This is a genomic window from Providencia sp. PROV040 (genome assembly GCF_032706145.1).
Lineage (GTDB): Bacteria > Pseudomonadota > Gammaproteobacteria > Enterobacterales > Enterobacteriaceae > Providencia > Providencia hangzhouensis.
The window spans coordinates 1,421,660-1,437,768 of sequence record NZ_CP120530.1 but is presented as its reverse complement, the minus strand read 5'-3'; the positions used below and the strand labels follow the sequence as shown (position 1 = coordinate 1,437,768).

At 38.5% G+C, this 16,109-nt stretch carries 14 protein-coding genes, 1 tRNA gene and 1 pseudogene; 10 read left to right on the top strand and 6 right to left on the bottom strand.

The genetic code is table 11. The features are described from left to right. Window positions 1-141 precede the first annotated feature (141 nt). Genes P3L40_RS06530 through P3L40_RS06520 form a run of 3 tightly spaced genes read left to right on the top strand, consistent with a single transcriptional unit; the run spans window position 142 to window position 4,393 of the window. Window positions 142-768 carry a response regulator gene (locus P3L40_RS06530; protein WP_004262426.1) on the top strand — a complete coding sequence of 209 codons (627 nt, stop codon included), beginning with the start codon at window positions 142-144 and terminating at the stop codon, window positions 766-768. Window positions 769-775: 7 nt separating this feature from the next. Continuing rightward, the gene (locus tag P3L40_RS06525; protein WP_210852379.1) at window positions 776-2,323 is read left to right on the top strand and encodes a transporter substrate-binding domain-containing protein; all 1,548 of its coding nucleotides are present in this window, start codon (window positions 776-778) and stop codon (window positions 2,321-2,323) included. A gap of 21 nt (window positions 2,324-2,344) precedes the next feature. Beyond that, complete coding sequence (locus P3L40_RS06520) at window positions 2,345-4,393, top strand: response regulator (protein WP_210852377.1); 2,049 nt, start codon at window positions 2,345-2,347, stop codon at window positions 4,391-4,393. Between the two features lie 137 nt (window positions 4,394-4,530). On the opposite strand, the gene arsC is transcribed toward P3L40_RS06520, so the two are convergent. The 4 genes from arsC to P3L40_RS06500 form a co-directional block, all read right to left on the bottom strand. Continuing rightward, window positions 4,531-4,968: a glutaredoxin-dependent arsenate reductase gene (arsC, locus tag P3L40_RS06515; protein ID WP_096863247.1), complete on the bottom strand. Its 438-nt coding sequence runs from the start codon at window positions 4,966-4,968 to the stop codon at window positions 4,531-4,533. A gap of 10 nt (window positions 4,969-4,978) precedes the next feature. Next, on the bottom strand, window positions 4,979-6,268 hold the full coding sequence (locus P3L40_RS06510) for an arsenic transporter (protein ID WP_110592217.1): 1,290 nt from the start codon (window positions 6,266-6,268) through the stop codon (window positions 4,979-4,981). 129 nt (window positions 6,269-6,397) lie between these two features. Beyond that, window positions 6,398-6,730, bottom strand: coding sequence for a metalloregulator ArsR/SmtB family transcription factor (locus tag P3L40_RS06505; RefSeq protein ID WP_004262433.1), 333 nt, complete (start codon window positions 6,728-6,730; stop codon window positions 6,398-6,400). A 485-nt stretch (window positions 6,731-7,215) separates the two neighbouring features. After that, the gene (locus tag P3L40_RS06500) at window positions 7,216-7,746 is read right to left on the bottom strand and encodes a GNAT family N-acetyltransferase (RefSeq protein WP_136134003.1); all 531 of its coding nucleotides are present in this window, start codon (window positions 7,744-7,746) and stop codon (window positions 7,216-7,218) included. Between the two features lie 975 nt (window positions 7,747-8,721). Here P3L40_RS06500 and P3L40_RS06495 point away from each other — a divergent pair. Further along, window positions 8,722-9,210, top strand: a complete 489-nt coding sequence (locus P3L40_RS06495) for an isochorismatase family protein (RefSeq protein WP_136134002.1) — start codon at window positions 8,722-8,724, stop codon at window positions 9,208-9,210. A 212-nt stretch (window positions 9,211-9,422) separates the two neighbouring features. Here the strand turns inward: P3L40_RS06495 and P3L40_RS06490 are convergent, their stop codons facing one another. Beyond that, on the bottom strand, window positions 9,423-9,761 hold the full coding sequence (locus P3L40_RS06490) for a hypothetical protein (RefSeq protein ID WP_004262443.1): 339 nt from the start codon (window positions 9,759-9,761) through the stop codon (window positions 9,423-9,425). Window positions 9,762-10,136: 375 nt separating this feature from the next. Between P3L40_RS06490 and P3L40_RS06485 the strand changes: the two are divergent. After that, window positions 10,137-10,421: pseudogene (locus P3L40_RS06485) on the top strand (tyrosine-type recombinase/integrase); the annotation flags it as partial. A gap of 21 nt (window positions 10,422-10,442) precedes the next feature. On the opposite strand, the gene P3L40_RS06480 reads toward P3L40_RS06485, so the two are convergent. Continuing rightward, window positions 10,443-10,519: transfer RNA gene (locus P3L40_RS06480), tRNA-Arg, on the bottom strand. A 187-nt stretch (window positions 10,520-10,706) separates the two neighbouring features. On the opposite strand from P3L40_RS06480, the gene folD reads away from it, so the two are divergent. The 5 genes from folD to fruA all read left to right on the top strand — a co-directional run bounded on the left by folD (window position 10,707) and on the right by fruA (window position 16,057). After that, entirely contained in the window at window positions 10,707-11,564 is an 858-nt protein-coding gene (gene folD / locus P3L40_RS06475) for a bifunctional methylenetetrahydrofolate dehydrogenase/methenyltetrahydrofolate cyclohydrolase FolD (RefSeq protein ID WP_102139361.1), read from the top strand. An 18-nt stretch (window positions 11,565-11,582) separates the two neighbouring features. Beyond that, on the top strand, window positions 11,583-11,795 hold the full coding sequence (ybcJ, locus tag P3L40_RS06470) for a ribosome-associated protein YbcJ (RefSeq protein ID WP_094960990.1): 213 nt from the start codon (window positions 11,583-11,585) through the stop codon (window positions 11,793-11,795). A 454-nt stretch (window positions 11,796-12,249) separates the two neighbouring features. Further along, window positions 12,250-13,410 carry a fused PTS fructose transporter subunit IIA/HPr protein gene (gene fruB, locus P3L40_RS06465; RefSeq protein ID WP_210852375.1) on the top strand — a complete coding sequence of 387 codons (1,161 nt, stop codon included), beginning with the start codon at window positions 12,250-12,252 and terminating at the stop codon, window positions 13,408-13,410. Further along, window positions 13,407-14,351 carry a 1-phosphofructokinase gene (fruK, locus tag P3L40_RS06460; protein ID WP_004260245.1) on the top strand — a complete coding sequence of 315 codons (945 nt, stop codon included), beginning with the start codon at window positions 13,407-13,409 and terminating at the stop codon, window positions 14,349-14,351. The genes fruB and fruK overlap by 4 nt, the downstream gene beginning before the upstream one ends. 11 nt (window positions 14,352-14,362) lie before the next feature. Next, entirely contained in the window at window positions 14,363-16,057 is a 1,695-nt protein-coding gene (fruA, locus tag P3L40_RS06455) for a PTS fructose transporter subunit IIBC (protein WP_196731624.1), read from the top strand. The last annotated feature ends 52 nt before the right edge of the window (window positions 16,058-16,109 follow it).

The following is a 16,109-nucleotide window of genomic DNA, read 5'->3' as shown; positions in this document are numbered from 1 at the left end:
TATGACAGATAAATATTACAAAAATATACATTGCAGCAAATTCAAACGCTCATTAAACTAATAAAAAAACAATTAATTTTTCATTTGGCACCTGCACCTAAGTTCATCGCGCTTTAATTTACTAGCCAGAAAGGGAAAAACATGAAAACAGTACTGATAGTCGATGACCATCCAGTAGCACGGCTTGCTGTAAGAATACTATTAGAAAAAGATGACATGACCATTGTAGGGGAAACCGCTGATGGCCATGAAGCTATCCAACTTGCTAAAACTCTCTCTCCCGACTTAATCATGATAGATATAGATATCCCATCACTTAATGGGATTGATGTCATGCAGCGATTGCGTAAAAATAACTACACGGGAGGGCTTCTTGTGTTATCTGCAAAGGATGATGACCATTACATTCGTCGCTGTGCAAGTGTCGGTGCCAGTGGTTTTATTAGCAAACGCAATAACTTAACGGAACTACATGTCGCAATTCATGCGATTAGAAATGGATATGGCTACTTTCCACTTAATCTGAATAAAATGGATGCTTCCCCTAGTAATCATCTTAATGACAAACAAAAAATCGCCGAGCTCTCCACAAAAGAACTACAAGTCTTACATTTACTGGCTAAAGGGATGAAAAGCATTAACATTGCACAACAAATGCGCATCAGCGATAAAACTGTTAGCACTTATAAAAGACGACTAATGCTTAAATTAGATCTTCATAATATTGCAGAGCTATACGACTTTATTCAACGCAATAATTTGGATTAATATATCGATGCGTAACCTAATCCTAATAGTTTGCTTGCTTATTGGTCTGTTTCCTTGCTCATTTTCTGCATTCCAACCTTATGAAGTCAGACTTTATAGCCAAATTGAAATTCTCCCATCAAAATTTGAATTAAGTGATTATGATTGGAGATGGCTAGGAGAAAAACAAGAATTAGCGATTGGTGTCTACGCTCCTAATAACCCCCCCTTTGATTTAGTATTAGAATCAGGAATTTATAAAGGGATTTCTGCAGATAGCATTATGACCATCATGCGTAACTTAGGTTTGCGTTTCAAAATCATCTACTATCCTGATAGAGATATGGCATTACAGGGCCTGCTCAATAGCGAGATAGATATGTTAGCTGATGATGGCAAAAGACAAAGAAACGAGAGCTATGGTTTTCTCAAAAGTACTCCATATATCCCTGATTATCCTGTACTTATTTCACGAAAAGCGGCAATGTCCAACAAGCATCCCATACCTCATGGTGCTCGTATTGCTACCGTTCAAGGCTATCCAAGCAATGAATGGATCAAAAAATATTTTCCTGATGCTAAAATTGAACGTTTTCCTTTACCGCAAAATGCGTTATCTTCCGTCGCATTTGGTGAAAATGATTATTTCCTAGGCAGAATGATCGTGGCTAATTTTTTACTTGAACGCCACTATGCAACAACATTATCCACTGCTGAGATTTTCTCTAATGAAAATATTGGCCCAGTCTTTCTCTTCCATCCTAAAAATGCGCAATTAAAGCGTACTGTGGATATCATTTTAAGCTCAATATCATTAGCTCAGCATGATATTATTTTCCATCATTGGAGTTCAAAACCCGATTTATGGGCACTAAAACAATCTGTGGTATTCACACAAAAGGAAATAGATTGGCTAAAACAACACAATGAATTAAAGGTCGTTATCAATTCATTAAATGCCCCTTTTACATTTTATGATTCACAAAAACAATTTCATGGCCTTTCTGCAGATATACTTAACCTCATCCATTTCAAAACAAATATTAATTTTAAAGTCATTGAAGCAAGCTCTGAAAAAGATGAGATTGCTTTATTGAAAAAAAATAAAGGGGATTTCATTGCTTCAATTACAAAAAATTCAAAAAATGATAAAGAATTACTATTTACTCGTCCTTATGTTCTCCCCCCATTTGTTTTAATTGTTAGAGACACGCCATTAGCACATAAAAAAATTGCTCAGACAGCAAAACTTGCGATTACCCCTGATAATGCAATTCACGACTGGCTAACAAAAAACTATCCTCAAGTGGAATTAATTGAAGCTCAAGATACCTATACTGCTTTGCAAATGGTCAATGAAGGAAAAGTAGATGGTACCATCGAGAATCTTATCAGCGCTCACTATATGATTGACCGATATTTTCGTAGTCGATTAAAAATCAGCGAACAATTAAGCGAGGATACAGCTTATATATCGTTTGCCGTAGGACGTGACCAGCCTGAGTTATATAGCATATTAGATAAAGCGATTGCATCTATTCCGCCGAGAGATATATCAGTATTAACTAATAAATAGCTAGGCTCACCAGATGTTAAAATGGATACATGGACAGTATACCGCACCGAGTTCTACACATTAGCTTGCATTGCTACTATTCTTATTATTACGTCTTTAATATGGAATTATTATTTACATCGTGAAATTCGATTAAGAAAATATACACAAAAACGCTTACAAGAACAGGCTATATTCTTAGAAACTCTTTATAATGGTACTCCTGTTCCTATTTATGTCATTGATAAAAGCGGAACGATAATAAATAGTAATTCAGCATGGGAGAGTTTTTTCAGCCCTGATAATGAAAACATAAAACAACTTTCATTGACATCACAACAACACCCGCTATCGACAATTTATCAAGAATTGCATTCTCTTTTCGATGAGCCTAATAGGCTAGTTTCTCCGCCTAAACGTTATCAAATAAAAAATAGAATGGGTGAAAGGGTCATAGTGCATCAAGCCGTCGCATATAGAGACAATCAAGGCAATATCTCTGGCCTTATATGTAGTTGGCAAGATATAACTGAACATGAACAGCTCCTTATCGAGCTCTCTAGTGCTCGCCAACGCGCAGAACATGCAAGCCAAACAAAAAGCAATTTCCTTGCTATCATGAGCCATGAAATTCGTACCCATATCAGCGCAATTATTGGGTTATTAGAATTAGCCGCCACGAATAAAAATCAGCAAGATGATATAACAGAATCAATTCAAATACCGTATGAGTCCGCATTATCATTGATGGGACTTATAGGCGATATTTTAGATATGGCAAAAATTGAGTCAGGAAAACTGGAACTCGTTCCTGAGTGGGTAAAAAGTAATGAATTAGCAACTCCCGTTGTCCGTTTGTTTGAAGGATTAGCTAAACAAAAAGGTATTTCTCTACATTATCATCTTAATGCAATCCATCCTGATGAAATATATATTGACGTTTTTCGACTACGTCAGGTTATTTCCAATCTACTTAACAACGCAATTAAGTTTACTTCAGAAGGAACTATTGAAGTTATCATTAATTATCTCCCCCAAAACCATGAGGAAAATATTTTAAGGATCATTATTTCTGATACAGGAATGGGAATTGAAGAGAACAGACAAGAATTGATTTTTTCCCCCTATACCCAAGCTGAATCAAGCAGTAAACATAAAGGAACAGGTCTTGGCTTAGCTATTTGTAAGCAACTTATATCCATGATGAATGGGACTATTACCTTATACAGCCAATTAGGGCATGGCACTCAATTTTTAATAGATATCCCCGTCAAGCATCGTAAAAACACTAGAGTTTCGCTTCCGACACTTTATAAGACCACAAAAAATAATAAACGCTTACGAATACTTGCCGTTGATGACCATCCTGCAAATCGCCTGCTATTAGTACGTCAATTAACAAGATTTGGTCATCATGTCACTGAAGCAAAGAGCGGGAAACAAGCCCTCGAATTATGGAAAAAAAATGCAATAGACATAGTAATTACCGATTGTAATATGCCTGATATTGATGGGTTAGAATTAACTCGGCAACTACGGGAAATCTCCCCCCAAACTCTAATTATTATTGGATTAACTGCAGATGCAAGGCAAGAAGAACGCCAACGCTGTATAGAGGCGGGTATGGATGACTGCCTATTTAAACCTTTACGTCTATCTCAGATTGAAGCCCTGCTATTACGCTGCACCCTTCAACAAATAGAAGAAGATACAGAAGAGCCCATTCCACCAATGTTAAATAGTTTAATTAATTTAGATGCATTAATGCAGTTGACTCAAGATGACCAACAGCTATTAAATAAATTACTTCAAACGAGTCTTCAAGAAAATATAGAAGATATACAACAAGCAGAACGCTTATTCGAAAAACAAGACTGGCTTAATTTAGCGCATTATTGCCATCGTTTAGAAGGTTCTAGCCAAATTATTGGTGCTAAAAAAATCGCATTAGAATGTAAATTACTAGAAGAGTACTTCCTTACTGGTAATACATCTGATGAAGTAATATTACAATTTAACCAAACAATGCGATCAATCAAAACTTTAAATCAAGCTATTGAAATGTATATCACTATGCCACTTCAGAGCTAGATTTCCATGAGATGATTAGCAAGAAAATAGGGAACCGATAGCTAACGTGAATAATAGTTAGTTGTATTGTGTTCCCTAGAACAAGTTTTATTTAATTACATAGATAAAACACTCAACTTTCTTAGATTTTAAACTAATTAACCTAATTCTTTTTTGTGTTTTACATGGTGATTACTAATCACTATTTGACCATCTTCCTTGATGAAATCACTTGTAAGAGGTTGAGGCAAAATATCTAACACAACTTCAGAAGGCCGACACAACTTTACGCCTAACGGCGTGACGACAATTGGCCTATTAATCAATATTGGGTATTGCAACATAAAATCAATAATTTGGTCATCAGTATAGCTATCTTGTTCTAAATTTAATTGCTCATACGGCTCAACATTTTTTCGTAATAATGCCCTTACCGTAATTTTCATATCGGCAATAAGTTTTATTAACACATCTTTAGTTGGTGGCGTTTCTAGATAATAAATAATCGTCGGCTCAACCCCACTATTACGGATCATGGCTAGGGTATTGCGCGAAGTACCGCAATTGGGGTTATGGTAGATGGTAATCTCATTCATTGGGTTACCTTTAATTTAACAGTGAAAGTCGAAGCACTAACGCAACGAGTGTGATAATGAGTACAGGGATAGTCATGATAATCCCTGCTTTGAAATAATATCCCCATGTAATGGTCATGTTCTTTTGTGATAAAACATGCAGCCATAACAATGTCGCCAAACTCCCTATTGGGGTGATTTTAGGACCTAAATCTGCACCAATCACATTGGCGTAAATCATCGCTTGTTGAATTAACCCTGTCGCTTCACTCCCTTCAATGGATAGAGCCCCAATTAATACCGTGGGCATGTTATTCATTATGGATGATAAAAATGCCGTAATAAATCCAGTGCCTAGCGTTGCTACCCATAGTCCTTTATCAGCAAGATAATTGAGCGTTTCAGAAAGATAATCGGTTAGCCCTGCATTTCTTAAACCATAAACAACCAAATACATACCTAGGGAAAAAATGACGATTTGCCACGGCGCACCACGTAATACTTTTTTGGTATTAATCGTATGGCCTCTGGCCGCAATCACCCAAAGAATTAAGGCGCCAATAGCGGCAATCGCACTAATCGGAATACCTAAAGGCTCTAAGACAAAAAAACCAACAAGTAATAACACTAATACAAGCCAACCTGCTTTAAACGTCGTTATGTCTTTAATAGCTAAAGCAGGTGCACTCAATTTAGTGGCATCATATTGCTTAGGAATATCTTTACGGAAAAACCAATGCAACGTCACGAGCGTTGCGATAATTGCTGCAATATCCACTGGCACCATAATTGATGCATATTCCGTAAATCCAATATTAAAGAAGTCCGCAGAAACGATATTCACGAGGTTCGAAACAATCAGCGGCAAGCTCGCTGTGTCTGCGATAAACCCAGCAGCCATAACAAATGCCAATGTCGTACCTTTGTTGAAACCAAGTGCCAATAACATCGCAATCACAATGGGCGTTAATATCAATGCTGCACCATCGTTGGCAAATAAAGCCGCCACCGTTGCACCAAGTAGCACGATATAACTGAATAGTAATCTTCCTTTACCCCCGCCCCACTTAGCAACATGTAATGCCGCCCATTCGAAGAAACCACTTTCATCTAAAAGTAGGCTAATAATAATTACTGCAACAAATGTCGCAGTGGCATTCCACACAATATTCCAAACTATCGGGATATCTTGAAAACTGATCACACCAAAGATCAGTGCCAATACAGCCCCTACTGTAGCACTCCAGCCAATACCCAGTCCTTTGGGCTGCCAAATAACAAAGGTGATCGTTAAAATAAAAATGAATGCGGCAATAAACATAACAACCTCATTTAAAAGGTGCTTTCGTGCACCTTTTACTCCTCTAAAATAAGCCTTATCGACTATATGTATTTAATACTTATTGAATCAACATATACGAATTTTCATATGCGTTTAGTTAAAAAACCACTAAGAGCAATGATTATTTATCTCTTTTGCATTCAAACTTTGAAGTAAGCCTGACACTCTATTTTTCTCTGTAGCATAGGTGACATCAATAATGCTTTTTACCCATGGTAGTAATGCCGGAGATAAGCGATAGTGAACCCATTTGCCATGCTTTGAATCTAACAGAAGACCTGACTCTCTTAGCATTGCTAAGTGCCGAGATGTCTTTGGTTGCGATAGATTTAAAGCCGTATAAATATCACACACACACAGTTCACCAGCTGCTTTCAAAAGCAGCACGATATCGAGCCTTGTTTGGTCACCTAAAATTTTAAACAGTTGTAATGGTTCCATGTGTACCTCTTCAATCTTTTCTTTAAATTACACATAAATAATACATACGTCAAATCGCATATATTATTTATGAACTATTTTGATTTTTTGCACTAACTGACTGGCGCATGATGAACAGTCGCGTTTCCATGATAATCAATACATTTAAGAAACTGATATAGCTAGACGTCAGTTGAACGAAGAAGGATTAAAGGCCTACAGGATTCAATATAAATCCATATCACATTGATTATAAACAGCTTAAATTTATTCAATTTCGTACCATGTCCCCTTTTTATTTTATGACTCAAAAATTAAGAGGTTTAAGCTTCTATTTTCCCAAAACCACCAACATTGCAAAAACATCATCAGTTAAAGCTTTTATTGCAGATAATGAAACTCCGACCAGCCCCCCTACTCGTGTTTTCCACAACTCCGTTTCAAACGGAATCGTAAAATTAACACTAGTGCGATTTCAAATGACGGCAGTGATTAACCAATCTTATTTAAACTTCATTTTCAGGCTTTAGCTTGAACATGATGGTAGTTGATTCAAGGTCACCATTAACTGATTGAGCAAACTCAGGGATTTCACCGCTAACCTGCCATCCTAGAGAACTATATAAGCTAACAGTTATTCCTTTGGTATTTGTATCTAATGTTAAAAGTGCCAATCCTGTTTCCCATGCTATTTGCTCAGCCGCTAGCATTAGTCTCCTTGCTAGCCCTTTGCGCCTGTAATCAGGTAACACCAATAACTTACAAATTTCCCCTCGATGTTTACCATTTGGTTTTATACATAGCTCAAGCCCAACGATACCAACAATTTTATTGTCTACCTCTACTGAGATCAGCTTAAAATTACTTGTTGATAAAGAGTGATTAACACCAACCCAATAATTTCTCATATCCTCTATTTGAGCTTTTGCGTCAGTATACCCAACACTAGCCCCACCAAGGACGCATCTATACAATAAATTGGTCAGCTCATCTATTTTGTTATCGCTTATTTTGCCACTATAGCAACGTATAATCATATTTGCGCCTCAATAAGTGTGTCATTGCACAACAAGTTAGTAGATTAACTATGAATTAATTGAGCACACAAGTAACTAAAATTTTATAGATATATTTGAAATTGCCTCGGTAACTTCGGAGCAAATGATCTGGTCATCTTAAAGAGGGTCAGTTAAAGGTAGGTAGCTATCCGCGCTCCTGTTAGCTGATAACCATTAAACCATCCATAGTGCCTGTAGCGATTACATTGTTTTCTTTCTGACAGGTCATAAGCTCGTAGCTATATCTAAGTAACTAAAACTAAACAAGTGACGGTAACAATAAAATTGACACCTACATTAATGAGTATAATAATCATTTTCATATATGGGTTTATCTTAGGGAGCGAAATGGAAAAGAATAAAATTTATTTAATCTATAGCCGAAGCCCTACAAAATAAGATAAACAAAATTAACTTAGATTGGGAAGTTTACCCTGATAATACAGAGTCAGACATAGAAAAATTAATTTCTCAAAATGCAAAACTGCTCATTTACACTCCAGGTCTAAGGTTTCAATTTAACAGAACGGGATTTGATAAAAATAATATTATCTACCTTAGCTCAATGGAATACGCTAATAACGTAATCACTCGTGCTTTAAAGAGAATTAATGAAATAGATAAAACACAATAAGATAGTTTGCAGTAGACCACATGCGGGATTATACCGCATGTAGATATAATCTATTGATAATGCTTAATTTTGTCACAAAACCAGAATAATGATAATTGGTCATCGTTTCAGTGACCAATGGCAATAAGCAGCAACACATTGTTTTTATTACTAACGATCACTGTGACCTCTTTAAACCTTAGCGTAATCCCACCGTTATTGGCTTAACCCTTGCTGTAATCTTGCCGATTATAATTGATATTTAACACTAAAAAATTATTGTAATTTCTATCGTCCTATTTCATATTCAAATAGAACTTAACTAAAATTAATGAGGCATTATGGACAAGGCATTAATTGTCATTGACGCACAAAATGACTATCTTTCTGATGGTCGGTTTCCCTTATGGAATATTGATACTACTTTGGAGCATATATCCAATAAAATTTCAGAGTATGAAAGAACTGGTGATATTGTGATTTTTATTCAACACTTATCACCACAAGGAGCCGCTTTTTTTGATGAAACAACAGATGGTTGTGAAGTTATCTCTAAACTCACTAGCTTATCTCCAGGCCATTTGATTGTGACTAAAAAGCATGGTAATTCCTTTGATGAAACAAATCTCAATGACTTGCTTATAACACATAATATTAACCATATCGAATTATGCGGGATGATGACTCAAAATTGCGTCCTATTTACTGCTATTTCTGAACAAGCAAAAAAATATAAATTATCAGTATTAGGTAACTGCTGTACAAGCGTCTCACCTGTAATTCATGCTGTAGCACTGAGGGGCTTATCTAGAATAACGAATGTTATTTAAATTACTATAAATACTCACCAAAGCTATGTACTCGTAGCTTTCTTTCTATTTTCTTTGCTGTAACTTATTGATATTTATTCAGAGGACCAAATTGTCCTGCAGGTATCGCAATACTTATCTGCATTGTGGTTACTTTTATCTCATGGGCATTATTAGAGTATTGCCAGCCAGTGACGAGCCACTAATTTCAGAGTCTCTTAATGCTAGATTAACTATTGAACAATATAATCAGCGGTCAATATCATTATATTTCCTCCATGTCCGTTGCAATCAATCCTAACTACATGTTTTGGTGTCTGTGTTATTAATGTGTGCGCGTTTTCAAAATGAGTTATTGATGTCAATTTATGATCGATTGCGCCAGATGTATAAATAGCCTCTACTGATAGCTTACATAAATCATAGTTCATTTTTTCAGCATAAAGAAAATCCCAATCACCATAATTAGACCTTTTTCCATCTGCTACTAATGGATCAATACCATTACTAGAATGTGCATAAAAACCAGAGCAGGCAATCATTAGCAAGCTAGCAACTATGTATCCTTTCATCTCACTATCCCGTCAATTAGTTTCAGTCATGTTAGCTTAGCGGAAGTGCAAATTGAAGTTAATTAGTTGGAGGCATATAGCCTGGGAACATAGTCAAAGTGCAATGCGTTATTAGAAATATGATTACGACTAACACCGTCATCCCAACCCAAGGATTCCATGGTTTTATTGAAAACCTCCATTTTTCATTGATAAAACATCATCCTGGAATATTGGCATTTGGAGCTATAGTCATAGTGCATTTTGCTATAGCGAATATAATAGAGAAATATATTAAGTACCCAAGCCAATTACGCATATCACCCCCTCCAGTTGTATAGAAAACAAATACTAGGATAGATACAGATTTCAGGCAATAACCAACAATACCCCTAGCAAGTTGATGATAGTAACGCTTGGTATGCAGGATTAAAAAGAGCAGGAATAGAAAATTTCCGCTTTCATGATCTGCGGCATACATGAGCGAATTGGTTGATTCAGTCTGGCGTCCCGCTTTCAGTTCTACAAGAAATGGGCGGCTGGGAGTCGGTTGATATGGTGAGAAGATATGCTCACTTAGCACCTAATCATTTAACTGAACATGCGAAGCAAATAGACACGATTTTCGGTACTTGCGTCCCAAATACGTCCCAGTTAGCAAAAGTGGAGAATTTTAAATGATGGTAAGTGATTGAAAATTAATGGTACGCCCTACAGGATTCGAACCTGTGACCTACGGCTTAGAAGGCCGTTGCTCTATCCAACTGAGCTAAGGGCGCATTGATAATGCAGGCAGCCTATCTGGCTGATGGCGTTGAATTATACGGTTGCTGAGCGCTGAGTCAATGGCTTTTCGCTACTAAAATAACTATATGCTCATTTTATGTAACAGTTTGAACTGACAAGGGCGCTAACTTCTGACAAAATAGAGCCATTACCGTGTCTCATATATGGATTAAGTTACAGATGTTAGCAAAAATTATTGATGGGAAAACGATTGCGCAGACAATTAGGCAGGAAGTTGCTCAAAAAGTACAATTACGTTTAGAACAGGGAAAACGTGCTCCCGGTCTTGCCGTTATTTTAGTCGGCGCTAACCCAGCTTCACAAATCTATGTCGGCAGCAAACGTCGTGCTTGTGAAGAAGTCGGTTTTATTTCACGTTCTTATGATTTACCAGATACAACGACAGAAGCTGAATTACTCAAGCTAATTGATGATTTAAACCAAGATCCTGAAATTGATGGAATTTTAGTTCAACTTCCATTACCTGCGGGTATTGATAACGTCAAAGTCATTGAGCGCATTCATCCAGACAAAGACGTCGATGGTTTTCATCCCTATAATGTTGGTCGCTTGTGCCAACGTGCACCACGCCTTCGTCCATGCACTCCCAAAGGGATTGTTACTCTACTTGAGCGTTGCGGTATCAACACTTATGGTTTAAACGCCGTCATTATTGGCGCATCCAACATTGTTGGTCGTCCAATGAGCCTAGAGCTTCTGCTAGCAGGTTGCACCACAACAGTAACGCATCGCTTTACCAAAGATTTAGAACACCATGTTCGCCATGCTGATTTAGTTGTCGTCGCTGTGGGGAAACCCAATTTTATTCCTGGTGAATGGATTAAACCTGGAGCGATTGTGGTCGATGTCGGTATTAATCGTTTAGAGAGCGGCAAAGTCACGGGGGATGTCGATTTTGACGAAGCCGCGAAAAACGCCGCTTGGATAACCCCAGTTCCTGGTGGTGTTGGCCCAATGACTGTTGCAACTTTAATTCAAAATACCCTTCAGGCATGTGAAGAGTACCACGATATTTAATGTAATTTTGGAGTTATCATGGATATATTCAATTTAGATGGCCATCCACACGTCGAACTGTGTGATTTGCTAAAAATTGAAGGCTGGGCTGAAAGCGGAGCAATGGCAAAAGCCATGATTGCAGATGGCTTAGTTGAAGTTGATGGCGTGGTCGAAACACGCAAGCGCTGTAAAATTGTAGCGGGTAAAATCGTTTCAATGGGCAGCGAAAAAATCAAAGTTGTAGAATAGTAGAATAGATACAATTAGGTAAGCTGAAAAATTTCAGCTTACCTCCTTTCTAGAATCAACAATGCACTCCCCCTCCCTTTTATTCAAAATATTCTGATTTATTACAAGACTGACAAAGCCATTTTGAAGTTCTAGGCGAATTTTTTCTTTAAATCATTTTTACTGTATTAAGTATTTAAGCAATCAAATATATTGAAAAATTAATTTATTGTTTTATATAAATAAAAAGCTTCAGCAACCACTTCAGCTTTAACTTAAAACAGATAAAAAACGCGAAAATCCCCCCTTATAAAAATTTAACTTAGATCTCATTTTTTGTATTTCACACCTTAACTGCATAGACAAGACTAAACGATTCAGCTAATCTTGTTAACGATAACATGATTAACAAATAATCAGGTCCGCTTGCAAGTCTTCTGGCTGATCCGTCTATGAATAATAATCAGGAGAAATTATGTTTAACTTACCAATAAGTGATATCCACCTTGCAGCTGCTGCATCTGATAAAAAAAATGCAATAGAACAAGTCGCTAAAGCATTAGAAAATGCTGGCTATGCAAAAAGCGGTTATGCGCAAGGGATGCTTAACCGAGAAACCCAAGCTCCTACCTTTTTAGGAAATGGCATCGCTATCCCACACGGGACAACAGAGACACGAGACCAAGTGTTGAAAACAGGTTTTGCTGTTTTCCAATTCCCTGATGGTATTGATTGGGGGGATAACCAAACTGCTTATATTGTTATTGGCATTGCCGCTCAATCAAACGAACATCTCGAATTACTTCGTCAATTAACCCATATAATCAGTGATGAACACACAGCGGATGCAATGGCCAAAGCAAACACCCCCGAAGCCTTAAAACAACTTCTAATGGGTGAACGCCAAACTCAACCGGTGAAACTTGATGACTCTATGGTCACGGTTAATGCCAGTGTTGATAATATAAACACATTAAAAATACAGAATATTATTAACCTACAAAACGCCCAAGCTGTTAGCACCGACTTCATTACCCAAGTTCTCACTCAAACACCTTCATATTTAGGTCAAGGTATTTGGTTAAGTGATAGCCCTATTGGAAATATTCAGAATGCAATTGCAATAGCGACCGTAAAAAATCCATTTAACTTTCAAGATAACCCGGTCAACGCCCTAATCACCCTTTCTTATGCCAACTATCAAATAGAGTCTTTTTTACTAAAAATTAATGACTTATTGAAAAATAAAGAAGTAAATCTAATTTCCGATGATGGTAACGTTAACAGCCTAATTGGTTTATTGCGCAGTGAAAACTCACACGCTGAAAACGGATCATCGAATACGAGTACATCTGGAATCACTCAGGACTTCACCGTTCTTAATCCACATGGGTTACATACGCGCCCTAGCACCCAGTTAGTTACCACCATTAAGCAATTCGAAAGCACGATTACCGTCAGTAATCTTGATGGTACCGCAACTCCCGTAAATGGCCGTAGCTTAATGAAAATTGTTAGTTTGGGCGCTAAATGTGGGCACCGTTTACGAATTCACGCAGAAGGCACAGATGCACAAAAAGCCATCGTTACCATCGGTGAGGCAATTAATTCAGGTCTTGGAGAAGAAATCGCATGAGCAGAAGAGTCGCCACTATCACTTTGAACCCCGCCTATGATTTGGTTGGGCTATTACCTGATATTCATCGAGGTGATGTGAATTTAGTCAAAACGGCTGGGCTTCATGCCGCTGGAAAAGGCATAAATGTGGCCAAAGTACTTAAAAATTTAGGGATTGATGTCACTGTTGGTGGTTTTTTGGGCAAAGAAAACCAAGATGGTTTCCAAAAAGCTTTCAGCGAAACAGGAATTGCTAACCGCTTTCAAGTTGTTGAAGGCCGCACCCGTATCAATGTGAAACTGACAGAGCACACAGGCGAAGTTACCGATTTTAACTTCTCAGGCTTCAGTGTCACTAAAGCGGACTGGCAACGTTTCGTCACCGACTCACTTAGCTGGGCAGGTCAGTTTGATATGATTTGCGTCAGTGGGAGCTTGCCTCAAGGAGTTGATTTAAAAGACTTTACTCAATGGATGTTACGCCTTAGAGAACAGTGCATGTGTGTCATTTTTGATAGTAGCCGCGAAGCCTTTGTTGCTGGGCTCAAAGCTTCTCCTTGGTTAGTAAAACCTAATCATCGTGAACTTGAAATTTGGGCAGGCAAACCGCTCCCAACTCATCAAGATATCGTTGATGCCGCGAATCAACTTCGCCAACAAGGTATTGCGCATGTAGTAGTTTCTTTAGGCGAAAAAGGCGCTATGTGGGTCAATTCATCAGGCGCTTGGTTTGCTAAACCACCTGAATGTGACGTTATTAGTACCGTTGGCGCAGGGGATTCAATGGTTGGTGGATTAATTTATGGGTTAATGATGAGGCAAACAAGTGAGCACACACTACGCTTAGCTACCGCTATCTCCGCGCTTGCAGTCTCTCAACCCAATGTCGGTATCACTGACCGAGCGCAACTTGCACATATGATGACAAAGGTTGACTTACAACCGTTTACGGCTGAATGAGGATGAAAAACATGAAAATATTAATCGCTCCAAGCCACCAGCACGGCCCTGCTATTTGCTGGCTAGCCATCGATGCTTTAAAGAATGTATCTGCCTTACAAAATATCACTTTCACTGAACAACTTACTGATGCAGATATTGTGATTTGTTTTGATACCGAGTTACCTGAAAATTTTAATTGTGCAGATAAAAAAATCTATTTCGGTCACCCCGATATCGCTGTTAGGCAACCTGCTGAATTCCTAACATCAGCAATTAACGAAGCCACACTTTGTGAGCAACACATCAGTGAGCCACAGCACACAAAATCGTACTCTGTATTAGCCGTTACAGCGTGCCCTACAGGGGTTGCGCACACCTATATGTCTGCAGAAGCACTTGAAGCTGAAGCAAAAAAACGCGGCTGGAATATCAAAGTTGAAACCCGTGGTTCTGTCGGGGTTGGGAATGAAATTACGCCAGAAGAAATTGCACAAGCTGACTTAGTCATTGTCGCAGCTGATATCGAAGTCAATGTGGATAAGTTTACGGGGAAACCCATGTACCGCACCTCCACCAGTGCCGCATTGAAGAAAACAGCACAAGAAATGGATAGAGCAGTAAAAGAAGCGAATATATTCACACCACAAAATGGAAAAAATTCATCACAATCAAGCCAATCCAACGAAAAACGCGGAGTATATAAGCACTTACTTACCGGGGTATCATATATGCTCCCCATGGTTGTCGCTGGGGGGTTGTGTACTGCACTTTCATTTGCTTTTGGTTTAGATGCATCCAATGTAGAAGGCTCTCTAGCCTGGGCGCTTAGCCTCATTGGCGGGCAAACTGCCCTTGCCTTAATGGTCCCCGTATTATCCGGTTATATCGCCTATTCCATTGCCGACAGAACGGGTTTAACCCCAGGTTTAGTTGGTGGGGTACTTGCAACCACCTTAGGCGCCGGTTTCTTAGGCGGGATCATTTCCGGTTTCCTTGCAGGTTATAGCGCTCACTTTATTAGCACCCGATTAAAATTGCCACAAACCATGGAAGCGTTAAAACCAATTTTAATCGTGCCACTCATTTCCACTTTATTTACGGGTTTAGCCATGATCTATGTTATTGGTCACCCTGTAGCGTGGTTAATGGATTGGCTAACTAACTGGCTAAATACCATGGGGACGACTAATGCGGTGATCTTAGGCGCAATTTTAGGGGCGATGATGTGTACGGATATGGGAGGCCCAGTCAATAAAGCGGCATATGCCTTTGGTGTCGGTCTATTAAGTTCACAAACCTATGCACCAATGGCAGCCATTATGGCGGCGGGGATGGTGCCACCACTAGCAATGGGAATCGCAACACTATTAGCACGACATAAGTTTGTACCTGCTGAACGCGAAGCGGGTAAAGCCTCTTTTGTTCTAGGTTTATGTTTTATTTCAGAAGGTGCAATCCCATTTGCCGCCAAAGACCCGATTCGTGTTCTTCCTGTTTGCATTATTGGTGGCGCGATAACTGGGGCGCTATCCATGTACTTTGGTATTCAGCTAATGGCACCTCACGGCGGTTTATTTGTGCTGTTAATACCCGGAGCTATTAATCATGTATTGATGTATTTATTCGCGATAGTAGCTGGCACGGTGGTTTCTGGTGTGCTTTATGCCATTGTCAAAAAAGCAACGCCCAAAGAAGCTCAACAAGAAATGGCGAGTATCGCTTAATCACACCAATTTAAGTTTCATTCCCCCCTTAATTGGGGGGGTATTTCAATAA